Below are 26,328 nucleotides of genomic sequence, written 5' to 3' on the forward strand. Positions count from 1 at the left end.
CACACGAACACGGGAGCGAATCCCGAAGGAGACGTCCCAACGCGATCACGATCGGGTACACCTCCCAGCGACGTGAATCGGCGTCGACAGCTACAAAGTCCGAGGGCTCCTCCGTTCGACCATGTACGTACTCGGCGTTTGCGACCGCGGGGCTGGCGACGACGCGCTCGAGCGGGTCGTCGACCGGCTCGTCGATCGACTCGAGCGGGAGGGACGCGTCGGCGTCGTGAGGTACGACGCGACGATCGCCGACGGGATGCAGGCCCACGACTCGTTGACCGTCGGCGGCGACGTCAGCTACGACCTCGGCGCGGACGGGGACTGGACGGCCTCCGGAACCGGAATGACGATCGGCAGCGTCGTCGACCAGCTCGCGGTCGACTGCGACTACGCCGTCGTGGTTGGCGTCGACGGGCTCCGTCACCCCACCGTCGTCGTCGGCGCAGACGGCGAGACGGCGGGAGCCGCCGAAGTGGACGACGAAGACGACGACCGCGTGATCGCCGCCGTCGAGGCGCCCGGCGATCTCGACCCGGACGCCGTCCTGGCCGCGCTCGAGGACTGCGACCCCTACGAGACGCTCGAGTCGCTCGTCGACCGCGTCAAACGCTCGCCGAAGGCGGAGCGATCCGGCGCGATCGCCACCTTCACCGGTCGCGTCCGGGCGAAAGACGACGCGAACGACGCGCGCACCCAGTACCTCGAGTTCGAGAAGTACGAGGGGATCGCCGAGGAGCGCATGGCCGCCCTGGAGACCGATCTCGAGTCCCGCGACGGCGTTCTCGAGGTCGAACTTTACCATCGAACCGGCGTCGTCGAGGACGGCGAGGACATCGTCTTCGTCGTGGTGCTAGCCGGCCACCGCGGCGAGGCGTTTCGGACCGTCGAGGACGGAATCAACCGGCTGAAAGACGAAGTCCCGCTGTTCAAGAAGGAGGTAACGGTTGACGACGAGTTCTGGGTTCACGAGCGATCGTAAGACTATTGTTTTCGTGAGTGTTCCGTTCAAAATAGGTCACGCCTCCCGAAAAAGGATATTCTACTCTTCGTGAGTCTTTCGACGACGATAATAGATTAGCGGCGGTTTTAAAATGTCTCGAGCACTCTCGTCGTTCGAGGGAAGTTATCATTATCGAGAATAAAACGTCCATTACCCCCCAGACCGTTGAACACAAACGAAATGCCGCTAACCATCCTCTCTTTATAACATATTCCCTCCACAAGCGGTTGATGTCGATGAGCACGACAGCCCAACCCTCCACGGAAAGCAAAGAACGTCGCCTCACGAACTACCTGCGCAACCGTGCGGAAGACGGCGAGCTGTACTTCAAAGGCAAGTTCATTGCGGACGACGTCGGCATGTCCCCCAAAGAGATCGGCGCGTTGATGGTCAAACTCTCCGACTCGGTCAGCGACCTCGAGATCGAGAAGTGGTCCTACACGAGTGCGACCACCTGGCGCGTCGCCCCCGCCTGACGCAGTTCGTGTTGATCGGTCACTCCGACCCTCGACGCGACGGATCTCCCACGATCCCCGCTACACCCTCCCCACCCACACCCCGCGTGCCGACGCGGCTCCACCGCAACCGGTACGATCTCCGAAGTCCCCGCTACCAACCCTTTCGGGTCGGCTACGGTCCGTCCGGCCCGTTCTTTTCGAACCCATAGTGTACCCGACCAGTCGGCGTCGCCGACGACAGGCGATTTATACGAGGAGGCCCTGAACCATCGATGATGGACGACGTCGACTCGTCCGAGTTCGGATCGTCGCGGACGGACGGCTCGTCGCTCGACGCCGGGCCGCCGCTCGAGCGTATCGAGTCCGTGTTCACGATCTACGAGATCCGAACCGAGGGCGATCAGCTGATCTACTACGGCGATCCGCGGGTACATCCCGAGGAGGCGATGCGCGAGCTGTGGCCCGCGTTCCGGAAGGCGGGCTACGATCCGCAGCTGACCACCCGATACGGCGAGTACGTGCTCGTCGCCGAGCCGATCGACCTCGGGATCGACGGGATTCCCTGGACGAACCTGTTCTTGCTGCTGGCGACGGTCGTCTCGACGCTGTTCGTCGGCGCGCTGTGGTGGTATCCCCAGCTCGACCCGTTGTCGGATCCGACGGTAATGGTTCAGGCGTGGCCCTTCTCGCTCGCGATTCTCGGGGTACTCGGCGTGCACGAACTGGGTCACTACGTGATGAGTCGCTACCACGAGGTCGACGCCTCGCTCCCGTACTTCATCCCCATCCCGACGATCATCGGGACGATGGGAGCGGTGATCAGGCTCAAGGGGCAGATGCCCGACCGGAAGGCGCTGTTCGACATCGGCGTCGCCGGGCCGCTTGCCGGGCTGGTAGCGACGGTCGCCGTCGCGATTATCGGGTTGCACATGCCCCCCGTCACCGTTCCGGAGCCGCTCCTCGAGCAGGCCGACGGGAGCGGGTTCCGACTCGGGATCCCGCCGATGCTCGAGTTGCTCGCGTGGGCGGTCGATCAGCCGATGTACGCCGACGACCCGACGCGAAACGTCAACCCGGTTGTCATCGGCGCCTGGGTCGGCATGTTCGTCACCTTCCTCAATCTGATTCCGGTGGGCCAACTCGACGGCGGCCACATCCTCCGGGCGATGGCCGGGGAGTTCCACGCGGTCGTCAGCACAATCGTTCCGACCGCACTGCTCGCGCTCGCGGGCTACCTCTACTTCGTCGACGGCTACGGGTTCCAGTCGGTGTTCATCTGGATTCTGTGGGGGATCCTGACGGCCCTCTTCGCCTCGGCGGGGGCGGCCCGTCCGGTCACCGACGACCGACTGGACACCGGTCGATTCCTCGTGGGCGTGCTCACGTTCGGGCTCGGCGCGCTCTGTTTCATGCCCGTTCCCCTCGAGATAATCCCGTAGCGGATCGTGACTCCGCTATCAGTGCGTGTAGCCGCGATCCTCGAGCGCCTCGCCGTCCATCGTGATCCCCTCCTCACCCGCCGTCACTGAGCCGATCACCGACAGGCTCACCGCGAGCGACGACCGCACGGTCTCGAGCGCGTCCTCGGGTATCGTGACCACCAGCTCGAAGTCCTCGCCGAAGGTCGTTGCGCGCTCGAGCGCCTCGTCGTCGGTCGTGGCGACCTTGTATAGGGCGTCGTCGATCGGAACCGTCTCGGAATCGACGGCGAACCCGCAGCCGCTAGCGTCGGCGAGCTGGTGTAGCGAGCGGGCGAGTCCGTCGCTCGAGTCCATCATCGCGGTCGCGTAGGGCGCGAGCGTTCGGCCGGCCGCGACCCGCGGCTCGAACCGGAACAGCTCGTTCGCGCGCTCGAGCGCGTCCGAATCTTCGCGACGGGTCCCGCGGTCGAATAACTCGAGTGCGGCCGCACTGCGGCCCAGCGTCCCGGTCACGCAGACGACGTCGCCGGGGGTCGCACCGCTGCGAGGCACGGGATCGTCTGTTCGGCCGATCGCCGTCGTCGTCACGGTGAACTCGTCGTGGCCGTCGAGGTCGCCGCCGACGTACTCGCTCCCCACTCGTTCACAGACGTCGCTCGCGCCGCGTACGAACGCGAGCAGTTCCTCGGGGTCGAACTCGGGGGCCGCGTAGGCTGCGACGGCGGCGGTCGCCTCAGCGCCCATCGCGGCGACGTCCGAGAGCGAGGCCCCGACGGCCCGCCAGCCCGCCGTGTAGCGGGTCGTTCCGGCCGGAAAGTCCGTTCGCTCGTGGAGCATGTCCGTCGTGATCACGAGGCCGTCGACGACGGCGGCGTCGTCGCCCGCGGCCTCGAGTTCGCGTTCCAGCAGCGCCAGCGCGGCGCGTTCGTCCATACCGGGCGTTTCGAGTCCAGCACGAAAAACGGTCCGGGCTGCGGCCGCGAGAGCGAAACCGACCTCGATCCCGCGGAGCGAGTCTCGAGTCCGCCCCGGAACCCGTAAAACCCGTGTACACACTCCGCACGCACCGCGATACGCCGGCAGAATACGATGGCCTTAAATGCCGCGGACGGAAACCACACGCCAATGGCTACGATGTACGACGTTCCGGCGGACGACCTCATCGAGGCGCTCGCCGACGATCTCGAGGAACGGCTCGACGAACCCGACTGGGGTAAGTTCGTAAAGAGCGGTGTCGATCGCGAACTCCCACCGGAACAGGAACAGTTCTGGGCGACCCGCGCCGCGAGCCTCCTGCGTAAGGTCTCCGACCGCGGCCCCGTCGGCGTCGAGCGGCTCTCGACGGAGTACGGCGGCGGCAAGACCTCGAACCGCTACCAGGTCGCCCCCGACAAGCGCGCCGACGGCTCGAAGAACCTGATCCGCACCATCCTCCAGCAGTTAGAGGAAGAGGATCTCGTCGAGACCGCCGAGGGTGAGGGCCGACGCATCACGCCCGCGGGCCAGAGCCTGCTCGACGACACCGCCGGCAACGTCCTCGAAGAGCTCGACCGTCCGGAACTCGAGCGCTACGCGTAACGACGCGACGCGAGACCGGTTTTTCCCACCGAACGTCCCCTCGAGCACCGGCAGTCGCACGTCTCGTCCGTAATCATTTTCCACCGTGGAACACAACAGTACCCTATGAGTGGTTCACCCGACGAGGAGAAACTCGAGGAGCTCCGACAGAAGAAGATGGAGCAGCTACAGGAACAGGCCGAGGGCCAGCAAGGCCAAGGCGGCGCCTCGCAGGAAGCGGCCCAGCAGCAGGCCGAAGCCCAGAAGAAGGCCCTCCTGCGCCAGTACCTGACCGACGACGCCCGGAAACGGCTCAACACGGTCAAGATGAGCAAGCCCCAGTTCGGCGAGCAGGTCGAGCGACAGGTCGTCACGCTGGCCAAGAGCGGCCGCATCCAGGGCAAAATTGACGACGACAAGATGAAGAAGCTCCTCCAGGAGTTAAAGCCCGACTCGAAGAGCTTCGACATCACGCGCCGCTGATGGAGCTCGGGGTTCTCTACAGCGGCGGCAAGGACTCGACGCTCGCGGCGCTGCTCTTGGAGGAGTTCTACGACGTCACCCTCGTCACGGCCCACTTCGGCGTCAGTGACGACTGGACCCACGCCCGCGAGACGGCCGCAGCCCTCGAGTTCGAGTTCGAACGCCTCGAACTCGACCCCGACGTCGCCCGGGACGCCGCCGGGACGATCCGCGAGGACGGCTTCCCCCGCAACGGCATCCAGCAGGTCCACTTACACGCCTTAGAACGGCTGGCCGAACGGGAGTACGACGCCATCGCGGACGGCACTCGACGCGACGACCGCGTCCCCACGGTCTCCCGAGCGCAGGCCCAGAGCCTCGAGGACCGCCACGAGGTCGACTACATCGCCCCGCTGTCGGGCTTTGGCCGCACCGCCGTCGATCGGCTGGTCGAAACTGAACTCGAGGTCGTCGTCGGCCCGAGCGAGGAGATCGACCGAGCCGACTACGAGGCGGAGCTACGGGCGGTCATCGCCGACGAGGCCGGTTCCGGTGCCATCGCGGAGTGTTTCCCGGATCACACGCAGACGTACGTGACGGGCGTTCAGCGGGAGTAATGTGACGGTTCCGTGCTCCGTTCTGAGTCGCTCTTCTATCGAAATGGAGACGACCAACGACGACGCGAGAGGTGCCGAGCGCGTGGACATCTAGACCAATACGAAACTCCGAAATAATAACGTATTTAATACTACACGGCCCCTTCGAAATATGTGCACCGCGCGGGCGGAAACGAACGACAGCGAATTTCTAACCGGACGGGTCGCGACGACGGCACTCGCAGCCGGCTACCTGCTGGTTGGGATCGGGTTCTGGGTCGGTCTGGCAACGGGGTGGATTCGGCTGTTCGCCGCCGTTCTCGCCGGGACCGCTGTCCTCGTGCTCGTGTCGCTCTATATTGCCGTCAGGCGAGAGGGGCTGATAACTGCCGAGAACAAGCTTATCGGCGTCTTCGTTCTGATCGGAATGGGGCTCCTGTTCGCACTCAACGCGTTCACCGACCTCTCCGAGGGGATCATCTACCTACTCGTCCTCGGCGTCGGCGCGCTCGTTCCGTATCTCCTCTTGACGTACACCGACTACGGGACGTCGACGTAACCGACGGCGACTGCGCTACCGAATGAACTCGAACCGGGCTCCGCCCGACTCGCTCTCGGTGACCGTGATCGACCAGCCGTGGGCGTCGGCGATGGCGCGAACGATAGCCAGTCCCAGCCCCGAACCGTCCCTCGCGGTCGAGTACCCCTGCTCTAAAATCTTCTCGCGCTCGTCCTCGGGAATGCCGGGTCCGTCATCTTCGACGAAGAAGCCGCCGTCACAGGAACCGACGCGGACGTGAACGTCGTCTCGTCCGTGGTCCAGGGAATTACGAAAGCAATTCTCGAACAGCCGTTTCGCGCGCAGCGGATCGACTTGCAGCGTCCGAGAGTCGACGACCTCGTAGGTCGCTTCGTCGGTCGCGGTGGCCGACCAGGCGTCGCTGGCGAGTTCGACCAGCGGCACCTCGTACGTCTCGTCGACCTGCGTGCCGTTTTGGGCGACCGACAGCGAGGCCTCGATCAGCTCCTCCATCCGCTCTAGGGAGGCGTCGACCTCCTTCAGATGGTCGGCGCTGCCGGTCCGAAACGCCGCGTCGAGGCGCCCGCGCGCGACGCTGAGCGGATTCCGAAGGTCGTGGCTGACGACGCTCGCGAACTCCTCGAGTCGGTCGCTCTGGCGTCGCGCCTCGCGGGTGGCCGCCCGCTGTTTGATATCGAAGACGCCGGCGACGGTGCCGGCGCCGACGCCCATCGTCCCGCCCATCAGGAGCAAGTACAGCGGCGCGTGAGCGCCGGTTCCCTCGAGATAGGCGATGTAGAGGTGAAGCGCCGTTACGACGATGGCGGCGAGAAAGCCCCCGAGCGCGTAGGCGAAGACGGTGAGTCGGTCGCGTATCGGGACGTCCATCGCCACCAGAAACCGGTCGGCGAGGACGACCGCCGTCGCGGTCACGAGCGGGAAAACGCTCTCGAGGAGCGCCTGGCTTGAGGCGCTCTCGCCGGCGATTCGGACGCCGATCGTGGCCGCGAGGACGAATCCGAGGACCGACAGCGGTGAAACCGGAAGCCGGTCGCCGATCTCGGCGACCCAGTCGTCGTCCGCAGTGGGTTGCACAGGCCCACGAACCACCCAGAAAGATATCAACTTACGGGAGTGTCTCAGCGCGATCGAGCTGGAAATAACCATCGAGAACACCGTACGAAAAGGGTGGCTACCGCCATCGGCGCCCCAGCCGTTCGGGAATAACAGGATAGAAGTTCGCCGTGCCCGAACGGACGAACATGTACGACCGGATCAAGGGCTTTCGTGACTTCTATCCCGGCGAGATGGCCGCCAGAAGGGCGACTATCGACGTCATCGAGGGGACCGCTCGCGGCTACGGCTTCCGCGAGATCGGGACGCCGGCCTTAGAGCGCGCCGAGCTGTGGACCGACAAGAGCGGCGACGACATCGTCGACGAACTCTATTCGTTCGAAGACCAGGGTGGTCGCCACGTCACGCTCACGCCGGAGCTGACCCCGACCGTCGCGCGAATGGTCGTCGCGAAACAGCAGGCGCTCTCGAAGCCGATCAAGTGGTTCTCGACGCGGCCGTTCTGGCGCTACGAGCAGGTCCAGCAGGGCCGCCAGCGCGAGTTCTACCAGACCAACGTCGACATCTTCGGTTCCTCGGAGCCCGAAGCCGACGCCGAGATTCTGGCGTGGGCCGCCGACGCGCTGACCGGCCTCGGCCTGACGGGTGAGCAGTTCGAGTTCCGAATCTCGCACCGAGATATTCTGGGCGGCGTCCTCGAGAGCTACGAGACCGACGTCGACACCGAAGCCGCGATCCGCGCGGTCGACAAATCGGACAAGCTCTCGCAGGTCGAGTACCACGACCTGCTGATCGGAGCGGGCCTGACGGCCGATCAGGCCGCCGAGTTCGCCGACCTCATCGCGGGCGGCGAGCTCGAGGACGTCGAGTCGTTCGCCGACACCGAGCGCGTGACCGACGCCGTCGAGAACCTCCAAAACGTGCTCGCCGCCGCGGCGGACTTCGGGGCCCGGGAGTACTGTACGATCTCGCTCGAGACGGCTCGCGGACTCGACTACTACACCGGCGTCGTCTTCGAGTGTTTCGACTCGACCGGCGAGGTCTCGCGGTCGATCTTCGGCGGCGGCCGCTACGACGACCTGATCGAGAGCTTCGGCGGCCAGCCAACGCCCGCGGTCGGCGTCGCGCCGGGCCACGCCACGCTGGCGCTGTTGTGCCAGCGCGCGGGCGTCTGGCCCGAGGAGGAAGTGACCACGGACTACTACGTCCTTCAGATCGGCGATACGCGATCCGAGGCGGCTCGGATCTCCCGCGACCTGCGCGAGAAGGGCCACGTCGTCGAGACCGACGTCGCCGGCAGATCCTTCGGCGCGCAGTTGAACTACGCCGATTCGATCAACGCCGAGACGGTCGTCATCGTCGGCGAACAGGATCTCGAAAACGACGAGGTCACGATCAAAGATATGGAGTCGGGCGACCAGATGCAGGTTCCAGTGGATGGGTTCCCCGGCGACCTCGAGCGACCGACGTTCGACGGTCTCGAGTAGACCACCCTCGGCTGCCGGTCGACGATTTCGAGCCGGCTGGTCGGCTTGGGGGTCACGAGGTCGGAGCCGTCCGCGGCCGCTCCCTGTCTTTCAGCAGCGGTTACTCGCGTTCGTGACGGTCCCAGGAGTCGTGACGCGCCGATAGCGTCGAGAGCGAGTCCGCGAGGTCGAGCCGTTCGATCGGGCCGTGGCCGGTCTCGACGTAGTGGTCGATCATCGCCCGGTTGAGATCGGTGCTCGAGTCCCCGTCCGTTCGTCGCTCTCACTCACACGCCGCGCAGTACGCGATCGGCACTGTTCGGTACTTCGACGCCGATCGACTCAACGATCAGCCTTGACATAGACGGACGTTATCTGCGTGATTGAGTCGTGCGTGGGTGGCTGTCGACTCGAGTACAAGCCGCCACGGTCGCCGTGTTCGACTCGAAAACCGCCGACCGCATCCGCCGCAGCCCCCAGCGTTAACTACGATGTCGGCGTAGCACGCCCGATGGTCGACAGCCGACCGAACGTCCTCTTCGTCCTCACCGATCAGGAGCGATACGACTGTAGCGCGCCCGACGGGCCGCCGGTCGAGACGCCGACGATGGACCGGCTCTCGAGCGAAGGCATGCGCTTCTCGCGGGCGTTCACGCCGATCAGCATCTGTACGAGCGCCCGAGCCTCGCTCATGACAGGGCGGTTCCCCCACGGTCACGGGATGCTCAACAACAGCCACGAGGCCGACGCGATTCGGCCGAATCTGCCGTCCGAGGTGGAGACGTTCTCCGAACTACTGGCAGAGAGCGGCTACGACCTGAGTTACACGGGCAAGTGGCACGTCGGCCGCGATCAGACGCCCGAGGACTTCGGCTTCTCGTACCTCGGCGGCAGCGACACACACCACGACGACATCGACGACGCGTTCCGCGAGCACCGCGAGGAGCGCGGCGTGCCGGTCGACGAGGTCGATCTCGAGGAGGAACTCTACACCGGTAGTGATCCGCGGGACACCAGCGAGGGGACGTTCGTGGCCGCAAAAACCCCGGTCGACGTCGAGGAGACCCGCGCATACTTCCTCGCGGAGCGGACGATCGATGCGATCGAGGCCCACGCCGCGGGGGGTCGATCGGACGGCGAGGCCGACAGCGAGGGCGACGACGCCCCGTTCTTCCATCGCGCGGACTTCTACGGCCCGCACCACCCCTACGTCGTCCCCGAGCCCTACGCCTCGATGTACGATCCCGAGGCGATCGAACCGCCCGCGAGCTACGCCGAAACCTTCGAGGGCAAACCGCGGGTCCACGAGAACTACCTCCACTACCGCGGCGCCGACGGCTTCGACTGGGCGCACTGGGCCGAAGCCACTGCGAAGTACTGGGGGTTCGTGACGCTGATCGACGACCAACTCGAGCGGATTCTCGAGGCGCTCGAGGCAAACGGACTCGCCGACGAGACGGCCGTCGTCCACGCCTCGGATCACGGCGATTTCGTCGGCGCTCACCGCCAGTTCAACAAGGGACCGCTGATGTACGATGACACCTATCGGATCCCGTTACAGGTGCGCTGGCCCGGCGTCGTCGAGCCGGGATCGGTCTGTAACGCGCCCGTGCATTTGCACGATCTGGCGGCGACATTCCTCGAGATAGGCGACCTCTCGGTTCCGGAGTCGTTCGATTCGCGGAGTCTCGTGCCGTTGCTCGAGTCCGGCGGCGATCCCGAAGCCGCAACCGGATGGCCCGACTCCACGTTCGCGCAGTACCACGGCGACGAGTTCGGCCTCTACACCCAGCGGATGGTCCGGACGCGGCGGTTCAAGTACGTCTACAACGGACCGGATATTGACGAGTTGTACGACCTCGAGGGCGATCCGGCCGAGCTACAGAACCTGATCGACCACCCCGAGTACGACGAGGTGCGCCGCGAGATGCGAGAGCGGCTAATCGAGTGGATGGCGGAGACGGACGACCCGAATCAGGGCTGGGTGCCGGACGTGCTCAGAAACGCGTCGTGACGACACCCGGCCAACCGACCGTCCACGTCGATCACCGACTATCCACGTGCGGTGGCGCGCGCTGTCGACGGACCCGAACGCGGTGAGGGTCCGTCGACGACAGTGCGCGAGGGACGAGTGAGTGAACGAAGTGAACGAGCGAGTCGGTTGGGGAGGACGTGGAAATTCCCCGTTGCCACGGTAGCAGGACGCTTGTCGCGGTCGCCGGCGTTCACTCGAGAACCAGCCGCTCCTGTTCGAACCGACCTGCACCCTCGTCCTCCCGCCAGCGCCACGACCTGACCTCGAGGGGCTCGAGCGAGACGATCAGATACGACCGGTCGGGCCACGTCGCCTGCGCTTCGTCGGTCGCACTCGGCCGTGGCGGGCCGCGGGGATGGGAGTGATAGAAGCCGACAATCTCTTCGCCGCCGCTCTCAAGGCGTTCGAAAATCTCGAGTTGGGCCTCGGGATCGATCCGATACCGGGTGCGCGGCGTCTCGGCGACGTTTTCGGCGGGGTACTGCGACCGAACGCGGCTCCGGCCGTCGGGGGTGGGAACGTACTCGCCGCCGAAGATCCCGCAAATTTCCGCGGGAGATTCTTCACGAGCGCGCTCGAGGATCCGATCCCGAATCTCGGCGGGGACGACGAGTTCGGGTGATGAACTGGTCACGGTTTCGGCTCTGCATTCGCTCCGCGTCGGTCCGTCAGCGTCTCGAAGGGGACGGCAACCTCCTCGAGCGGGACTGGCGGTGTTCCCTCGTCGAACAACTCGGGCTTGACGATCGGGGCCAGCGACTCGAGGGTGTCCACCAGCCGCGGCCCCGGTCGATTCAGATAGTGGTGGCCGTCCATCGCCCAGACGCGGCCCTCCCGAACCGCTGTAAGGTCCTCCCAGCCCTCGCGCTCGGTCAGGTCCCTCGCGTTCTCGGCGGTCTGTGCGAGGCCGAAGCCACAGGGTGAGACAACGATCAGTTCGGGGTCGTACTCGCGGATTTGGTTCCACTCGCGGGGCCTCGAGCGTGCGCCGGAGTCGGCTAACCCATACTCGCCGCCGGCCCACTGCACGAGGTCGGCCGTCCAGTGGCCCGCGATCATCACGGGATCGGTCCAGTCGAAGATGGCAACTCGAGGTCGGGTGTCGGCCTCGAGGTCCGCGGTTCGGTTTCGAACGGCGTCGATCCGGGACTCGAGGTCGGCTCGGACCTCGCGGGCGCGGTCCTCGCGACCCGTCGCGCGGCCGATCCGCTCGAGATCCTCGAGGACGTCCGCGACGCTGTGAGGGTCGGTGGTGATAATTTCGGGGTCGGCGTCGATTTTGTTAACGGCGTTCGCGATGACGACTTCGTCGACCGCACAGACGTCGCACATTCCCTGGGTGACGATCAGGTCGGGCTCGAGGGCCTCGAGCAGTTCGGTGTCGACGCTGTAGACGCCCGCCTCGGAATTGTCGAGTACTTGCTGGTCGATCTCGCCGCTCGAGGCCTCGGCGTCGATCCTCGAGGCGGTGACCGACGGCAGGTCCTCGACGCCGGGCGGGTAGTCGCACTCGTGGGAGGTAGCGACCGGCTCTATGCCCAGGGCGGCCACGGTTTCGGTCGCCGAAGGGAGCGTCGTGACGATTCGCATTACGCGTCATTGGTCGTGTAGCACCAAAAACGACCGGCTCGAGGTCGATAGCGAATCGATTCGGTCGGATACACAACACTGGTAACGACTCACAGAAACTGCTTTCGCTGCCGACTAGGGTTGCCACACCCTCCCCAGCCGATTCGTTCAGTCACTGCGTTCCTTCACTCATCCCTCGCACGGGTTCTGCCCACGGCGAGTGAATCACTCGCCGTGGGACAGCGCGCGCCACCGCCCGTGGTCTGATCGGCTGCTGTAGAAACGAGGGGAATTCCCCTAGTGAAATTTGACGCCGACGTCGTGCAACTCCTCGTTGTACTTCGCGATGTTGATCACGAGGGGGGTGACGCTCTCGACTTCGGCGGCGTTGGCGAGCGGCCCGACGTCGAGCGCGCGCAGGCCTTCGATCTCGTTCGAGAGGTTGCGGACGGTTTCCTTCGCGTCGTCGTCGTTCGCGACGAGCAGCGTGTCCAGATCGAGGTCGTTGTCGAGATCCGAGAGCGCGTCGGCCGCGAGGTTGTGGAACGCGCCGACGACGGGCACCTCGTCGGGGGCGCGCTCGGCGACCAGTTCGGTGACGCTGCCGGTTCCCGGCGGGTGGTAGTGCAGGCCGTCCTCGTCGCCCTGCATACCGACCGCGGGGGTGACCAGAATCGTCTCCGAGTTGAGGACGTCTGCGACCGCCTCGACGGTGTCGCCGGCGTAGTACGGCGGCACGCTGAGGATAACGACGTCAGCGCGGTCGGCCGCCATCTCGTTTCCGAACCCCTTGACGTTCGATTCGACGCCGCGGTCCTCGAGTTCGTCCGCGTAGCTCTCGACCGCCTCACGGGCCTTTTCGGGATCGCGCGAGCCGATGAGGACCTCGTGGTCCGTATCGTGTGCAAAGCGCAGGGCCAGCCCCTGCCCGATGTCGCCGGTTCCGCCGAGTAGTGCGATTCGCATACGCGACTCTCAGGACGGCACGCGAATAAAAGGGTGGGAGGTCGGCCGATCTCGCCGGGTTCTCGGACGGCCTCGAGAAGCCGACTGCGGCGAGCGAGAGTCCGCACGCCGCGAAGGAAAGTCCACAGGCCGCGAGCGCGAGCCGTCCGGGCCCCTACGGCGCTTCGTCCTCGTCGGGATTCATCGACGCGCCCAGCCCGCTATCGTAGGCGTCGCGCTCTTGGACCTGTCGGATGCGCTGGTCGAGGCGATCCTCGAGCTCCCGCCGTCGCTCCTCGTCGACGTCCGCGGCGGTGTCGAGATCCGCGAGGTCCTGACGCGTCGTTCGCAGGACGGAGAGGGCCTCCTCTTCCTCGAGATCGGTCGCGCGGTCGAGGTTTCGTTCGACGTCCTCGAGCGTGGTGTCGGTCATGCCTGTGGGTTCGACGGGAAGCGTCGTGAAGGCTGGGCCGTCAGTCGTCGGGGATGGCCGGCAACGAGTCGAGATCGCGACGGTCAGCAACGAATTCCGAATGCGTAGACACTTCCGACGCTGCGCCCACCCTCCGATATGGATCTCTCGATCGTCGATCTCGCACCGATACCGGAAGACGGCAGCGCGACGGAGGCGTTCGACGGGACGGTCGAGCGCGCCCAGCAGGCCGAACGGCTCGGCTACTCGCGGTTCTGGGTCGCCGAGCACCACGACTTCGCGCAGTCGATCGCGAGCACGACCCCGGAGGCGCTCATTCCGCACGTCGCCGCGAAGACCGACGAGATCCGGGTCGGCTCCGGGACGGTGCTGCTCAACCACTACAGCCCGTACAAGGTCGCGGAGACGTTCAGCGTCCTCGACGCGCTCGCCCCGGGTCGCATCGATCTCGGGCTCGGTCGAGCGACGGGGAATCCGACGCGGGACTACGCTCTGCAGGTCGACCGCAGCGAGCAACGCCGCGGCGGGAGCGACCATCGGGAGAAAATCGACGAAGTCGCGAAACACCTGTTCGATGGCTTCGAACCCGACCATCCGTTCAGCGGGCTGGACCTTCCCCGCGCTCGAGACACCGTCCCGGAGGCGTGGGTGCTGGGCTCGAGCCCCTCCAGCGCGAAGGTCGCCGGCGAACTGGGGCTGCCGTACTGCTTCGCCGCGTTCATCAGGCCCGAACCCGCCGTGCGGGCGTTCGAGGTGTACCGGGAACACTTCCACCCGTCTCCCTACGGTGCCGGGCCGGACGACCCTCACGGGATGCTCGCCGTAAACGCCACCTGCGCCGAGACCGACGCGGAGGCTGCACGACTCCGCGCGACGACGGAAGCCTCCTCGCGGCTGCTTCGAAGCGGTCGGATGGACCGGCTACCGATCCGCTCTGTAGAGGAGGCGATCGATGTCCTCGGCGACGTTCCCGAGCCGACGCGGCTCCCGATCGAGCCAGGCGAGTGGCCGCGGGCGATCTCCGGGAGCCCGGAGACGATGCACGCGGTACTCGAGGAACTGACGGCACAGGTCGGCGTCGACGAGGTTATCGTCCAGAACCAGATCGCCGATCCCGAGGACACGCTGCGGTCGCACGAACTGCTCGCCGACGCGGTCGGGCTTTCCGCGCGGTGACGGCGAGACGGCGAGTTCGCGGTTCCGCTGCCGGGCCGACGTCGATTCGTACACGACAAGTGATCCGAGGAAGCGACAGTCGCATGAAAAAATTTATTCTCTCCTACAGGTTAGCGTCGGTATGGAACGACGTTCGTATCTGGCAGCCGTCAGCGCGGTAGCCGCGGCCGGATTTGCTGGCTGTGTCAGCGAGCTAGGTGCCGACGATGACGGAAACGGCGACGACGACGGGAACGGAGACGATACCGGAAACGGCACCGACGGAAACGGAGCGCAAGACGACGAACACGGCGCAGTGGAGGCGGTCGAGGTGTACATGGCGGCCGGAGCGGACGAGGACCTCGAGGCGATGGCCGACGCGATGCACACGCACCATCCGTTCGATCCGGCGGCAATGGCGGCGGAGGCGGAGGAAGACGAAGACGTGACGTTCGAGATGGACGCCGTCGGCGACTACGCGGTCGAACTCGCCGACGAGTCGTACGAGACCGACGAGATTCGCGATCTCCCGTACGCGGAGTTCTGGTTCCAGGACGTCGATCTCGACGACGTGCTGGCAGGCGAAGACGCCGCACTGGTGACGGTCGAGACCGAAACGACCATCGCCGGCGAGACGGTCACGGAGTCGGAGACGCTCATCGCGCTGACCGAGGACGGCGAGTGGCGCGTGTTCCTCCCGTACGAAGAATCGACCGAGCTTCCCGACGGCGACCCCGTCGACGACGAGACGTATCGTGTCGTCGACGACCTCGAGTTCGACACTGACGACGAAAGGGTGCGGGTGAACCTCGTCGACTCGATCGACAGCAGTATCGAGGAGATCGTCGCGTACTCGGAGAGTGAGGGGCGGGGGAGCTCCGTCTACGAGCCCGAAGACAGCGACGACGACTACACGATTCCGATGACCTGGTTCTCCTCGCAGTTCGATCCCGACGGCGACGAGATCGTCGTGACGGTGATCGTCGACGGCGAAGAACTGCTCGTCCACCGGGAGACCTACGAGCCCTGATCGGCCGCCACAGCGCGTTCGCGTTGGCCACCGTTCTCGAGCGAACACAGCACCCAATAGCCTCGCCGCCGTCGTCCGACCATGACCACGCCAGCCGTCATCGCTCACCGCGGCTTCGCCGGCGTCGCACCGGAGAACACCGTCGGCGCCGCAGTGGCCGCGGCGGAACGCGACGAGACCGCCATGCTCGAGATCGACGTTCAGCCGGCGGCCTGTGGAACGCCAGTCGTCATCCACGACGAGCGATTGGGCGGCACTCGAGACGGTCGCCCGCTCACCGACTCGGCGGGGTTGGTCTGGGAGACGGATCTCGAAACCCTCCAGACGACTCGCGTGCTCGGCACCGATGCGACAGTTCCGACGCTCGCCGGGTTCCTCGAGGCGATCCCCGAAACGGTCGGCGTCAACGTCGAGTTAAAGAATCCCGGGACGACGGAGTTGCGGTTCGCCGAGTCGCTCGCCCCGGACGAGCGCGACGACCGACGCGGGATCTGGGAGCCGTTCGTCGAGCGCGTCGTCGAGGAGTGTCGCGCGTTCGACGGCGAGATCCTCTACTCCTCGTTCTGCGAGGGCGCGCTGGCTGCCGTCCGCGAGGTTGGCCCTACTTACCCGGCCGCGGCGCTCGTCTGGGACGACCTCGAGGCGGGCCTCGAGATCGCACGCCGGTACGACTGCGAGGCGATCCACCCGCCGCGAAACGCGATCGCCGGAACCGCACTGGCGACGACGCCGTACGACGGCTTGCCGGAGGCCGAACCGGAGATCGATATCGTCGCCGAAGCCCACGCGGACGGACGAGCGGTCAACGTCTGGACGGTGACGAACTGGCAGCAGTTCGCGCAACTGGCCGACGCGGGGGTCGACGGGATCATCGTCGACTATCCGGGGCTGGGAACGGTCTCGCGGACGTCGTAGTTCGCGGGCCGAATTCCACCTCGCAGACGTCGCGACGAGTGCGCTCGTTCAGGGAACGGCCGTCCGAAAGCCGAACCAGCAGGCCGCGCCCTGCACGCCCGCGGCGACGGTCGCGGCGGCGAGGTCGGTCGTCAGCCACTCGATATCGGCGAAGAGGACCGCCGCAACGGGAATCGATCCGAGCGCAACGGCGAAGACGGCGACCCGGAGGAAGTCGTCCGGCGCGAGGGCCAGTCGCTCGAGCCCGCCGTAAAACGCGAGCCAGCCCGCGACCAGCGTGGTCGCGAGCACGAACAGGGCGTCGAGCACGCCGGATTCGCCGACAAGGAATCCGAGCGCGAGCCGCGCCGGGAAAAAGGCGAGCGGGACGAACAGGACCGCCAGCCACGCGAACGTCGCGCCCCCGCTCGGATCGGCCCCGAGTCGCTCGTAGCCGCCGTCGACGAGCCAACTCGTGCCGACGAAGGCGACGGCGAGTACCCCGAACGCAACCAGTTCGGCCGGGACGGGGACGGCCGCCAGCGACGTCTCGGTGGCTCGAGCGAGGACGATCCCCACGACGAAACACAGCCACGCGAGCCCGAAGAACGTCCCGACAGCGCGGCCGAGATCGACGATCAGTCCGCCGACGCCAGCACGTCGCGTATTCGACATCGACCGAATTTCGTACGAGATGCTACATAATTGTTCGGTTTATTGACTGGTTAGAACGGATGTGAGAGGCGAAACTGTCGGGCCGAGTTCGGATTCGGTTCGGACTCACTCTCTATTCAGGTCCGAATCCGAGGACGCTCGCCGCGTCGGCAACGGCTCGTTCGCCGGCCCCTCGAGCACCTCGCCATCGGGTGAAAACCGCGATCCGTGGCAGGGACAGTCCCAGCTAGCCTCGCCGTCGTTCCACTCGACGAGACAGTACAGGTGGGTACAGATCGCCGACGTTGCGTGGAGGTCGCCATCGTCGTCGCGCGAGCAGGCGATGGGCTTCCCGCCCCGACGGACGATCCGCCCCTCTCCCGGCTCGATCGACTCGAGGTCGGGCGAGAGTAACGTCCGCGCCCAGTCGGTGACGAACTGGCTCGCCGCGTCGGCGTTCTCGGTGAGGGCCTTCCCGGCCGACGTCTTCGGCGTGAACCGCAGCGGCGAGAAGAGGTCGCGCTCGGGCGGCTCCTCGCCGGCGACGGTCGCGGCGAGCAGATTTCCGGCGGCGACGCCGTTGGTCATCCCCCAGCCGCGAAAGCCGGTCGCGACGAGGACGTTCTCGGCGGCCCCGATTCGACCGACGAGCGGCACCTTGTCGACGGGCTTGTAGTCCTGCGTCGACCACCGGTAGGCGACTTCGTCGACCGGGAACCGCTCGCGCGCCCAGCGCTCGAGTCGTCGGTATCGGTCCGCGGTCGAACCGCCCTGTCCCGTCTTGTGGTTCTCGCCGCCGACGAGCAGGAGGTCCCCGTCGGAATCGCGGTGCGTTCGCACGGAGCGATAGCTGCCGCTTGAGCGGTAGTACATCCCCTCGGGCGGCTCGCCGTCGAGGCGAATCCCGAGCACGTAGGAGCGTTTCGGGTGCATCCGCGCGAAGTAGCCCGTTCGATCGAGGATGGGGAATCCGGTCGCGATAACGACGCGCCGGGCCGTCACCGATCCCTCGGACGTTCGGACCCGACACGGTGATCCCGGCTCGACGTCCGTCACGCGGGTGTGTTCGTAGACGGTCCCCCCGTCGTCCGCTCGGAGCTCGTCCGTGATGCCGAGGAGGTACTTTCTGGGGTGGAACCAGGCCTGGTCGTCGAACCGGACACCCGCTTCGGCGCGTTCGAACGGCGGGACGGAGGTCACGTAGGTCGCCCCGAGCCCTGCGGCCTGCGCGGCGTCGGCTTCGCGCCGCATCGCGTCGGGTTCGTTGCTGTAGAGATAGGCCGGCTGGCGTTCGAACCCGCAGTCGATCCCCAACTCGTCGATCCGGCGTTCGACCTCGTCGATGGCCTCCTCCTGGACCCGCGCGTACTGGCTCGCCTGCCTGCGGCCGAACTCCCGGCGCAGGTGGTCGTAGATCTCCCCGTGCTGGCTGGTCAGTTTCGCAGTCGACTTGCCCGTGATTCCGGTCCCCACTCGATCGCGCTCGAGGACGGCAACCGTCCGGCCGCGCTCGCGGAGCTCGATCGCCGTCGAGAGCCCGGCGATACCGCCGCCGACGACGGCGACGTCGACCGAGCGATCGCCCGCGAGCGAGTCGGTCTCGCGCTCGTCGGCCGTCGATTCGTCACGCGCCGGATCGGTTCCGGCCGGGTCTCCGTCGCCCTCGGACTCGAGCGTACTCGCGAGCCAGGGTGAGGTCGGAACACCGGGAAGATCGTCGCGGGTGAACTCGGGCATTGGTGCGGCGGGCTACACCGACGGGAGGCAAAAAAGGGGCGGGCGGAGGTGCAAGTCGGCCGGTCGGCCGGGAACCGTCTTCATTCTCGTGCTCCCGTGGTCGATCCCGAAAACCGCGCCATTCATCGTGTCGGCGTTCCTATACGAGTCATGACACCGCCGCCCGAGGACGTCATTTCGATACTACTCGTGGAACCGGACCCCGAGGATGCAGGTCTGTACGTCGATTCGTTCGCGGACGTCCCCACTCCAACGGAGGTCCACACCGTTCCCGACGGCGCGACCGCACTCGAGTTCGTTCACCGGCGCGGCGAGTACGCCGACAGTCCTCGACCGGACCTCGTGTTGCTCCCGTCCCAGTTGCCGGAAACCGACGGCGATGCCGTCCTCTCGAGGCTCAACGGAGACCCGGAGCTGAAATCGATCCCCGTGATCGTGCTGACGACGACGGACGACGACGAGGTCCGTCGGGCGTACGATCTCCACGCAAACGCCGCTATCGAGGAGCCAAGCGGGACCGAGGAAGTCGACGTGCTCGTCCGTTCCATCGAGCAGTTCTGGTTCGACTGCGTCCGGTACCCCAAGGCAAACGCGTGAGCCGTCGTCCGCCGACCGGAACCATCGGTTCTCCTCGAGTCGGTCTCGCCTCTCATGTCTCCGACCTCACCTCGCCCCACTGATCCCATCGACCTCATTTCGACCCCCACCTCACTCCACGACCTCACTCCTTGAGCAGCGCCGGGAGGTCGTCGATCGACTCGAGAACCGCCGCCGCGTCCTCGGCAGCGTACTTCTCCCGGCCCGCCTCGCCAGTGAGTCCGCCGGTGAGAACGCCGATTCCGTGATACTCCCGTTCCGGGTCTGCCTCGGCCGCGTTGGTAGCCGTCCGAACGTCGTCTAACGTATCGCCGACAAAGACCACGGTGTCCGCGTCGAACCGGTCGGCGAGCGTCGTGAGGGCGTGGGGGTGCGGTTTCCCTTCCTCCCAGTCGTCCATCGTAAACCGGTGTTCGAGCGGAATCTCGCGCTCGAGCCCGACGCGTTCGAGGGCGATTTCGGCCTCGGCTTCCGGCCGGCCGGTCACGACGCCGACATCGTAGTTCTCGAGGAGGTGCTCGCGCGTCTCGTCCCCGAGCAGGATCGGTTCGTCGTGGATGAAGCCGCGGCTCTCGATATCGGGGTCGCCGCCCTCGAGACCGCGATACAGGTCGGCCCCGAGGTACAGCTGCTGGAAGACGTCCCGGAGCTGCTCGCGGTCCCAGCGGTTCATCACACGCTGAGTCGCCCGCGCGCCGAGTTCGTCCCGAATCGCGTCTTCGGCCGCCTCGAGACCCCCGCCTCGAGTCGCGATTGCGTCGGTAAAGTCGTCGATCGACTCGCCGTAGTTCTCGCTCGTCGCGAGCACGTACAGCGCGGCGGCATAGGTCAATTCCCAGTCATTGTTGAACCCGCCGGCATCCTTGAACTGCTGGATGTCGGCCTTGCGGATCGTCCGGTCGTAGACGCGCTCGATGGACTCGAGGATCGCGCGCCGGTAGGAGTCTTCGACGTCGACGAGCACGCCGTCGATATCGAGGACGACAGCATCTGCGTTCATGCGTGTTCAGACGAGGTCCCACGGATAAAGGCGGTCGGATTCGCTTCTCGATAAAATTTCTCAAGTGGGTTCCAACGGTTATCGATTAACTCGAGCGTTCTGCTCACGCTGGCAGCAGTGATTTCCACACCCTCCCCAACCGATTCACTCACTCCCTCCGATCGCTCGTTCATCCAAAGGAAGACGTTTTGCGTCTTCCACGCAGTCGCTCGGTTCACTCGCGACGATCTCGCACGATTTTGAGGCACGGTTCGTCAGTGACTCACCGTGCCAAAGCGCGCGCCACCGCACGTGGGTCGACGCGCCGTCAGAATCCCAGCGAGCCGACCACGTAGAACGCGGCGACGCCAAGCGCCAGCGCGTAGAGCACGTCGGCCCAGAGCCACGAGAGCAGGTTCGCGAGGTAGATCACGGCAACGACGGGAACCCCGAGCAACACGACCGGAGACCGTCGCCACTCGGCTCTCGAGCGCGCCCAGAGCGTGTTCGCGTCGCCGGTGCTCGGAAACGCCTGCATCCCGACGGACAGGCCCCACCAGCCCCAGAGGCCGGCGAGCGCGAGCGTCTCGCGCGAGGCGGTCGAGAGGGTATCGAGAACGGCGGCCGGCGAGCCGGCGTCGCCCGTCGTGCTCACGAGCCACGCGAGGGCGAGGAAGGCGACGAACGCGACGATCGTGTTCACCAGAAACGGGGCGACGCTGATGACGAACGACGTGCGATAGCGTTCGGGCTGGTGGTGTCGAACGTAGCCCGGCGGATTGCCGAACCTGAAGTAGACGACTTCGACGACGGGGACGCCCACGAGGTCGCAGGCCTGCTTGTGGGCGAACTCGTGGACGACGACCCCGGGCGCGGTGAAGCAGACGAGCGCGAGCGAGAGCAGGTAGCTGACGCCGACGATGGCGGCCGTCAGCACCACGAGCGCGGCGACGACCGCGGCCGCGATCAGCGCGTACTCGACGGGCATCGGTTTTCGGAAGGGTTCGCATCCCGATAACTCGTTCGGACCGATCTGTCAAGGGATCGATCGCGTATCGATCACTCGTCCGCTCCCATCGAGCGAGCCACGTACAGCGTCCCGGCGTCGACGGTCCGGCGCTCGACCGGCACCGCGGGCTGATCGCCGCCGAGCGTCGTAAACAGGAAGTCGGCACCGACCTCGCGGGCGACCTCGAGCGTCGGGCGGTGGAGCTCCGGCGGGAGGTTCAGCGCGTATATCGCGTCGGCGTCGGCATAGCGTTCGAGGTCAGGATCGACGATATCGTCGCGGACGAATCGTACGGTCTCCGGACTCTCGCGGCCGTGAATGTCGGTCGCGGTAACGTCGACGCCGCGGTTGGCGAGCGCAGCCGCGACGTCGGTTCGGCGGCCGATTCCGACCTCGACGACCCGCTCGTACTCCGAAAGCGTCTCGAGTAGGTCCGAGTTCCGGCGAGAGTGGGCCACGGCGGGACGTTTATGCCATCCGCGGTCATAGCAGTTTTCATGCTCGTCGATATCGTGCCGGTCGGCAACGTCCCCGCCAACGTCAAGCGGGCGGCTTCCTCCGCGTTGCGATCGGTATACGACTGCGACGTCACGATCAACGACGCCCAGTCGGTTCCCAACGGCGCGTACGACGCCGACCGGAATCAGTACGCCGCCGAAACGTTCATTCAGCTTGCCGAACGAATCGGTCGCGGAGAGAAAAACATCGCCGTCACACCCCACGACCTCTTCTACCGGCGGCGCAACTACGTCTTCGGTCTCGCCTACCTCGACGGCAGCGGGAGCGTCGTCTCGACCTACCGGCTCCAGACCTCGAGCGACGGCGGCTTCTCCAACCAGAGCGCGAGCGATATCTTTCAGGACCGCGTCCGCAAGGAGATCGTCCACGAGATCGGCCACACCTACGGCCTCGAGCACTGCGACAACAACCGCTGCGTAATGAACTTCTCGCCGACCGTCCGCGAGGTGGACATCAAAGAGGAGAACCTCTGTGGAAGCTGTCAGCGACTGGTGCGGTAACGCGAAACTCTATTTTCGAGCCGGCCGGCCAGCAAAACGAGAGCCAGCCCGATATTACGACAGCAGTTGCCGAACCCGCGCGACGAGTGCGGTCGGACTGAACGGCTTCGTCACGTAGTCGTCGGCTCCGAGATCGAACCCCCTGCGAACGTCCGCCTGCCGGCCGCGGGATGACAGCACGATGATCGGGACGCCCTCGAGTCGGTCGTCGTTTCGAATCCGACCGAGCACGCGAAAGCCGTCAAGTCCGGGGACCATGACGTCCAGCAGCGCCAGATCCGGCGGTTCCCCGGTCGACAGAAACGACCAACACTCTCGCCCGTCGGCCAGTGCCGTCGTCTCGTAGCCGCTCGACTCGAGTTTGTGCACCAAGAGTTCGCGAAGCGAGTCGTCGTCCTCGAGGAGCAGGACGTGTGGCGTGTCGGCCGGTCGGGCGGCGGCGGTGCCGGCTGAACGGTCGGCGACGGTGTCGGTCGGTTTGCTAGCGTCGTCACTCGAACGGTCGGTACCGGCACGCGACTCGTCGGCGTCGTCACTCGGTCCGCTGTCGGTCGGCGTTTCGCTCGCGTCACCCTCGAACGCGTTCGGACGGTTCTCTCGTGCCGTCATGGACCGCTCGGAGATGTCTCGCGTCGTCCGCCTGCGGATGGACGTGACTCGCGACGGAACCCGTTCCCGTCGACGAACTCGGCAGCGAATCGACCCGCACCGACGGCGACGAGCCGCCGGCGAGGCCGGTGGCGGTCGCTGTCGTCGTCGAGACCGCCCGCGCCCGGACGACCGGTAGTCAGCAGCCCCCAATCCATTCCATCGAAAATTCCGGCCGAATCACTATAGATGTTGCCCAGCGAGCCGCGCGTGAAAACAACCAGCCCGCGTCAGGGAGAACGGTCGGCCGGCCTCAGGGAGCGTAGTAGTACTCGCCTTCGCGCTTTTGTTCGCGGTCGAGTTGGGAGTCGGGTTTGTTGATCCGCGGTCGCGACGTGCGCTCGTCCCGGCGGAAGGTGACCTCGAGGTTCGCGAGGAACTCGTTCATCCCGTCGCGCATCGGCTGTGGGGTGCCGGCGCGACCGTGGACAGCGGGCTCGCCGTCGAAGACCATCAATCGGTCCGCGAGGAGGTCGATCATGTAGATGTCGTGGTCGATGACCAGGACGGTGGCGTCCTGCTGTTCGGCGTACCGGCGAATCGCGCTCGTCGCCTGCACGCGCTGTTCGACGTCGAGGTGTGCGGAGGGCTCGTCGAGCAAGTAGAGATCCGCGGAGTCGGAGAGACAGGCCGCGATGGCCACCCGCTGGCGTTCACCGCCGGAGAGATCCGAGAGGTTCTGCTCCATGATTCGCTCGAGCTGGAGCGGCTGGGAGATCTCCGTGTTCCAGTACGAGGAGCCGAACTGGTCCGTGATCGAGGAGAGGAAGGCGTCGACCCGCATGTGCTGGTCGATGGTGACGTACTGCGGTTTGTAGGAAATCTCGAGGTCCAGATCGGCGTCGCCCTCGTCTGGCTCGAGGTTGCCCGTGAGGAGGTTTGCGAACGTCGACTTCCCGATCCCGTTGGGACCGACGATGCCGAGCACCTCGTTTTGTCGGATCTCGCCGCCCTCGACGTCCAGACTGAACTCGCCGTCGCCGTAGCTCTTGGTGAGGTCGGGGTACTCGACGAGCGTCTCACCGCGAACCGAGCTGCGTGGCGCGTGTTCCTCGAACTCGATCGGGTTCGGCCGAATCCGCATGTTCTCGTTGTCGAGGTAGCCCGAGAGATACTCGTTGATGCCGTTGCGGACGGATTTCGGCGACGTGATAACACCGTACGCCCCGGGCTCACCGTAGGCGACGTGGAGCGTATCCGCGAGCAGGTCGAGGATCGCGAGGTCGTGTTCGACCACGAGCATCGAGCGGTTCTCCTCCTCGGCGAGTTCGCGGATGAGTCGCGCGACCGTCACGCGCTGGCCGATGTCGAGGTACGGCGTGATCTCGTCGAGGAAGTAGAAGTCCGTATCGCGGGCCAGCGTCGCGGCGATGGCGACCCGCTGGAGTTCGCCGCCGGAGAGGTCGTCGATCGCCTGCTCCATGACGGGCCCGATCGAGAGCCGTTCGACCAGGTAGTCGAGTTCGCCCCGCTCGTCCGTCCGCTCGAGCAGTTCGCGGGTGTTGCCGTCGAAGCTGTTCGGAATCTGATCGACGTACTGAGGCTTTCGCGAGATGGTCATCTCGCCGTCGCGGACGTCCGCGATGTAGTCCTGCAGTTCCGTTCCGCGGTAGGCCTCGAGGACGTCGTCCCAATCGACGTCCTCGTCGTGACGGCCGAGGTTGGGCTCGAGCTCGCCCGCGAGGATGCGCACGGCGGTCGTCTTCCCGATCCCGTTCGGACCGAGGATCCCGGTTACCTGTCCCTCCTGCGGTGCGGGCAGCCCGTACAGCGAAAAGGCGTTCTCGCCGTAGCGGTGAGCCGGATCGTCCTGCAGTTCCTTGGGCAGGTTGATGATCTCGATCGCGTCGAACGGACACTTCTCGACGCAGATCCCGCAGGTCTCGCCGAGACAGATCTCTTCGGAGATGTGGATCTGTTCGGGCTGGCCTTCGTCGGCGTCCTCGCCCCGAAGCGTGATACACTCCTTGCCCGTCCGGTTCGGCGGACAGTAGTTCTTACACTCGTAGCTACAGCGGTCGGGCTGGCACCGATCCAAGTCTACGACGGCGATGCTGTCGTCCGCCATGGTTACAGCGTGGCCCCCGTAGTCAGCAGGATGCCCCACGTTACGAACCAGAACGAGAACGTCATGAACACGATGAACAGGTAGTGTTTCGCTCCGAACTCGTCCTCGCCGTAGATACTCGTGAAGTCGAAGAGGATGAACTGAGCGAGGATCGCCCCCGCGACGAGCATGAGCGCGCGGAGATCGCTCGCCGCTGCGTCTAACGTGGCGGCGTCGCCCGTGATGGACATCGAAGCGAGTGCCGCGGCGACGCCGAGCAGCGCTGCCAGCGACGTTACGCTGATCGAGCGGATGTGCTCGCGTCGGTCACTGATCGATTCGGTCGACATGGGAGGAAGTCCGAGTGCGGGGCTAAAAAGGCGTTCGCATTACGACTTTCGCCGTAGTGAATTTAGCTGCCAGCTCGGCACGCAACCCGTCGAAATCGATCTAATCTTCATCTGTTACGTAATCTCGAAGAACGTCCCGTCTTCTCGCCCGGTACTATCCGAATACGTGACAGCGTACGATTCGCCGGACTCACCGACGACCTCGATTGTAGCAATTTCGACAGTCAGTTGGCCGTTCTCGTTACCCTGAGGGCTGTACGTGAGCAAGGACGATTCCGAATCGAACGTGGCATCACCACTGTGCCCCTGACTCCGGATTGTCAAGTCTTCATCAGTGACTGCCGAATAGTCGACGCCACCTTCCTGCTGCGGAGATGAAAGGTCAATCACCGCCTCGTCATTGTTTTTCAGAGCACCGACATCGAACGATACGATCTGAGTCGTCTCCTCAGTTCCGACATCGCTCACGGAGAGATTAGTCGTCCCGCTGAACTGGCCCTTGCCACACTGAATATCAACCGTCGCAGAGAATGTCGGGTTCGCGATGCTAATCGTCGGACCCGAGACGCTATTGATCCGAACGACTACCTCTTGTTCGCCGAGGTTCACGTCGTTTGCACATTCGATGGTAGCAGCCGCCGAACCGTTCGATCCGATTACGTCACCAGGTCGC

At 65.6% G+C, this 26,328-nt stretch carries 29 protein-coding genes; 14 read left to right on the top strand and 15 right to left on the bottom strand.

The features are described from left to right. The first annotated feature begins 121 nt into the window (after window positions 1–121). The 3 genes from ACSFC5_RS00695 to ACSFC5_RS00705 all read left to right on the top strand — a co-directional run bounded on the left by ACSFC5_RS00695 (window position 122) and on the right by ACSFC5_RS00705 (window position 2,897). Window positions 122–979, top strand: a complete 858-nt coding sequence (locus ACSFC5_RS00695) for a molybdopterin synthase (RefSeq protein WP_440763357.1) — start codon at window positions 122–124, stop codon at window positions 977–979. Between the two features lie 251 nt (window positions 980–1,230). After that, a complete protein-coding gene (locus ACSFC5_RS00700) occupies window positions 1,231–1,476 on the top strand; it encodes a DUF7123 family protein (protein ID WP_006089550.1) in 246 nt (81 codons plus the stop codon). Between the two features lie 257 nt (window positions 1,477–1,733). After that, the gene (locus tag ACSFC5_RS00705; RefSeq protein WP_440763358.1) at window positions 1,734–2,897 is read left to right on the top strand and encodes a site-2 protease family protein; all 1,164 of its coding nucleotides are present in this window, start codon (window positions 1,734–1,736) and stop codon (window positions 2,895–2,897) included. Between the two features lie 18 nt (window positions 2,898–2,915). Here the strand turns inward: ACSFC5_RS00705 and thiL are convergent, their stop codons facing one another. Then, entirely contained in the window at window positions 2,916–3,812 is an 897-nt protein-coding gene (gene thiL, locus ACSFC5_RS00710; RefSeq protein ID WP_440763359.1) for a thiamine-phosphate kinase, read from the bottom strand. 192 nt (window positions 3,813–4,004) lie between these two features. Here thiL and ACSFC5_RS00715 point away from each other — a divergent pair, with 192 nt between their 5' ends. The 4 genes from ACSFC5_RS00715 to ACSFC5_RS00730 all read left to right on the top strand — a co-directional run bounded on the left by ACSFC5_RS00715 (window position 4,005) and on the right by ACSFC5_RS00730 (window position 6,053). Beyond that, window positions 4,005–4,457: a 30S ribosomal protein S19e gene (locus tag ACSFC5_RS00715; RefSeq protein ID WP_006089553.1), complete on the top strand. Its 453-nt coding sequence runs from the start codon at window positions 4,005–4,007 to the stop codon at window positions 4,455–4,457. A 105-nt stretch (window positions 4,458–4,562) separates the two neighbouring features. Next, window positions 4,563–4,919 (top strand): DNA-binding protein, encoded by a 357-nt coding sequence (locus tag ACSFC5_RS00720; protein WP_090311093.1) that lies wholly within the window; start codon window positions 4,563–4,565, stop codon window positions 4,917–4,919. Then, window positions 4,919–5,515 (top strand): DUF7411 family protein, encoded by a 597-nt coding sequence (locus ACSFC5_RS00725; RefSeq protein ID WP_440763360.1) that lies wholly within the window; start codon window positions 4,919–4,921, stop codon window positions 5,513–5,515. Before ACSFC5_RS00720 ends, ACSFC5_RS00725 begins: the two co-directional genes overlap by 1 nt. A gap of 151 nt (window positions 5,516–5,666) precedes the next feature. Then, window positions 5,667–6,053: a DUF7987 family protein gene (locus ACSFC5_RS00730; protein WP_440763361.1), complete on the top strand. Its 387-nt coding sequence runs from the start codon at window positions 5,667–5,669 to the stop codon at window positions 6,051–6,053. A gap of 15 nt (window positions 6,054–6,068) precedes the next feature. Here the strand turns inward: ACSFC5_RS00730 and ACSFC5_RS00735 are convergent, their stop codons facing one another. Further along, entirely contained in the window at window positions 6,069–7,109 is a 1,041-nt protein-coding gene (locus tag ACSFC5_RS00735; RefSeq protein ID WP_440763362.1) for a sensor histidine kinase, read from the bottom strand. Between the two features lie 167 nt (window positions 7,110–7,276). On the opposite strand from ACSFC5_RS00735, the gene hisS reads away from it, so the two are divergent. After that, a complete protein-coding gene (hisS, locus tag ACSFC5_RS00740; protein WP_440765001.1) occupies window positions 7,277–8,575 on the top strand; it encodes a histidine--tRNA ligase in 1,299 nt (432 codons plus the stop codon). 490 nt (window positions 8,576–9,065) lie between these two features. Next, window positions 9,066–10,568, top strand: a complete 1,503-nt coding sequence (locus ACSFC5_RS00745; RefSeq protein ID WP_440763363.1) for a sulfatase family protein — start codon at window positions 9,066–9,068, stop codon at window positions 10,566–10,568. Between the two features lie 211 nt (window positions 10,569–10,779). Here the strand turns inward: ACSFC5_RS00745 and ACSFC5_RS00750 are convergent, their stop codons facing one another. From ACSFC5_RS00750 to ACSFC5_RS00765, 4 genes are all read right to left on the bottom strand, one after another. Then, window positions 10,780–11,223 carry a desampylase gene (locus ACSFC5_RS00750; protein ID WP_440763364.1) on the bottom strand — a complete coding sequence of 148 codons (444 nt, stop codon included), beginning with the start codon at window positions 11,221–11,223 and terminating at the stop codon, window positions 10,780–10,782. Next, window positions 11,220–12,179, bottom strand: coding sequence for a cobalamin-binding protein (locus ACSFC5_RS00755; protein ID WP_440763365.1), 960 nt, complete (start codon window positions 12,177–12,179; stop codon window positions 11,220–11,222). The genes ACSFC5_RS00750 and ACSFC5_RS00755 overlap by 4 nt, the downstream gene beginning before the upstream one ends. Window positions 12,180–12,455: 276 nt before the next feature. Beyond that, entirely contained in the window at window positions 12,456–13,124 is a 669-nt protein-coding gene (gene npdG, locus ACSFC5_RS00760; RefSeq protein ID WP_440763366.1) for an NADPH-dependent F420 reductase, read from the bottom strand. Between the two features lie 154 nt (window positions 13,125–13,278). Then, on the bottom strand, window positions 13,279–13,536 hold the full coding sequence (locus tag ACSFC5_RS00765) for a hypothetical protein (RefSeq protein WP_440763367.1): 258 nt from the start codon (window positions 13,534–13,536) through the stop codon (window positions 13,279–13,281). 138 nt (window positions 13,537–13,674) lie between these two features. Between ACSFC5_RS00765 and ACSFC5_RS00770 the strand changes: the two genes are divergently transcribed. The 3 genes from ACSFC5_RS00770 (at window position 13,675) to ACSFC5_RS00780 (ending at window position 16,636) form a co-directional block, all read left to right on the top strand. Further along, window positions 13,675–14,712, top strand: coding sequence for an LLM class flavin-dependent oxidoreductase (locus tag ACSFC5_RS00770; protein WP_440763368.1), 1,038 nt, complete (start codon window positions 13,675–13,677; stop codon window positions 14,710–14,712). Window positions 14,713–14,833: 121 nt separating this feature from the next. Further along, window positions 14,834–15,721 carry a hypothetical protein gene (locus tag ACSFC5_RS00775; protein WP_440763369.1) on the top strand — a complete coding sequence of 296 codons (888 nt, stop codon included), beginning with the start codon at window positions 14,834–14,836 and terminating at the stop codon, window positions 15,719–15,721. Between the two features lie 81 nt (window positions 15,722–15,802). Then, complete coding sequence (locus ACSFC5_RS00780; protein WP_440763370.1) at window positions 15,803–16,636, top strand: glycerophosphodiester phosphodiesterase; 834 nt, start codon at window positions 15,803–15,805, stop codon at window positions 16,634–16,636. Between the two features lie 48 nt (window positions 16,637–16,684). On the opposite strand, the gene ACSFC5_RS00785 is transcribed toward ACSFC5_RS00780, so the two are convergent. Both ACSFC5_RS00785 and ACSFC5_RS00790 read right to left on the bottom strand, forming a co-directional pair. Beyond that, window positions 16,685–17,290 (bottom strand): hypothetical protein, encoded by a 606-nt coding sequence (locus tag ACSFC5_RS00785; RefSeq protein ID WP_440763371.1) that lies wholly within the window; start codon window positions 17,288–17,290, stop codon window positions 16,685–16,687. Window positions 17,291–17,395: 105 nt separating this feature from the next. Further along, a complete protein-coding gene (locus tag ACSFC5_RS00790; RefSeq protein ID WP_440763372.1) occupies window positions 17,396–19,006 on the bottom strand; it encodes an FAD-dependent oxidoreductase in 1,611 nt (536 codons plus the stop codon). Between the two features lie 150 nt (window positions 19,007–19,156). On the opposite strand from ACSFC5_RS00790, the gene ACSFC5_RS00795 reads away from it, so the two are divergent. Continuing rightward, window positions 19,157–19,603, top strand: a complete 447-nt coding sequence (locus ACSFC5_RS00795; protein WP_440763373.1) for a response regulator — start codon at window positions 19,157–19,159, stop codon at window positions 19,601–19,603. 124 nt (window positions 19,604–19,727) lie between these two features. Here ACSFC5_RS00795 and ACSFC5_RS00800 read toward each other — a convergent pair whose 3' ends face one another. The 3 genes from ACSFC5_RS00800 to ACSFC5_RS00810 all read right to left on the bottom strand — a co-directional run bounded on the left by ACSFC5_RS00800 (window position 19,728) and on the right by ACSFC5_RS00810 (window position 22,049). Next, window positions 19,728–20,603, bottom strand: coding sequence for a TIGR01548 family HAD-type hydrolase (locus tag ACSFC5_RS00800; protein WP_440763374.1), 876 nt, complete (start codon window positions 20,601–20,603; stop codon window positions 19,728–19,730). 307 nt (window positions 20,604–20,910) lie between these two features. After that, entirely contained in the window at window positions 20,911–21,570 is a 660-nt protein-coding gene (locus ACSFC5_RS00805) for a DUF3267 domain-containing protein (protein ID WP_440763375.1), read from the bottom strand. A gap of 71 nt (window positions 21,571–21,641) precedes the next feature. Continuing rightward, complete coding sequence (locus ACSFC5_RS00810) at window positions 21,642–22,049, bottom strand: UPF0146 family protein (protein WP_440763376.1); 408 nt, start codon at window positions 22,047–22,049, stop codon at window positions 21,642–21,644. 39 nt (window positions 22,050–22,088) lie between these two features. On the opposite strand from ACSFC5_RS00810, the gene ACSFC5_RS00815 reads away from it, so the two are divergent. Further along, a complete protein-coding gene (locus tag ACSFC5_RS00815; RefSeq protein WP_440763377.1) occupies window positions 22,089–22,610 on the top strand; it encodes an archaemetzincin family Zn-dependent metalloprotease in 522 nt (173 codons plus the stop codon). A 54-nt stretch (window positions 22,611–22,664) separates the two neighbouring features. Here the strand turns inward: ACSFC5_RS00815 and ACSFC5_RS00820 are convergent, their stop codons facing one another. From ACSFC5_RS00820 to ACSFC5_RS00835, 4 genes are all read right to left on the bottom strand, one after another. Continuing rightward, window positions 22,665–23,219 (bottom strand): response regulator transcription factor, encoded by a 555-nt coding sequence (locus tag ACSFC5_RS00820; protein WP_440763378.1) that lies wholly within the window; start codon window positions 23,217–23,219, stop codon window positions 22,665–22,667. Between the two features lie 292 nt (window positions 23,220–23,511). Further along, window positions 23,512–25,326, bottom strand: a complete 1,815-nt coding sequence (locus ACSFC5_RS00825) for a ribosome biogenesis/translation initiation ATPase RLI (RefSeq protein ID WP_440763379.1) — start codon at window positions 25,324–25,326, stop codon at window positions 23,512–23,514. Between the two features lie 2 nt (window positions 25,327–25,328). Next, window positions 25,329–25,655, bottom strand: a complete 327-nt coding sequence (locus ACSFC5_RS00830; protein WP_440763380.1) for an EMC6-like membrane protein — start codon at window positions 25,653–25,655, stop codon at window positions 25,329–25,331. Between the two features lie 114 nt (window positions 25,656–25,769). Then, window positions 25,770–26,264: a hypothetical protein gene (locus tag ACSFC5_RS00835; protein WP_440763381.1), complete on the bottom strand. Its 495-nt coding sequence runs from the start codon at window positions 26,262–26,264 to the stop codon at window positions 25,770–25,772. Window positions 26,265–26,328 lie beyond the last annotated feature (64 nt).

The sequence above is a fragment of the Natronorubrum marinum genome, assembly GCF_052040125.1.
Taxonomy (GTDB): domain Archaea; phylum Halobacteriota; class Halobacteria; order Halobacteriales; family Natrialbaceae; genus Natronorubrum.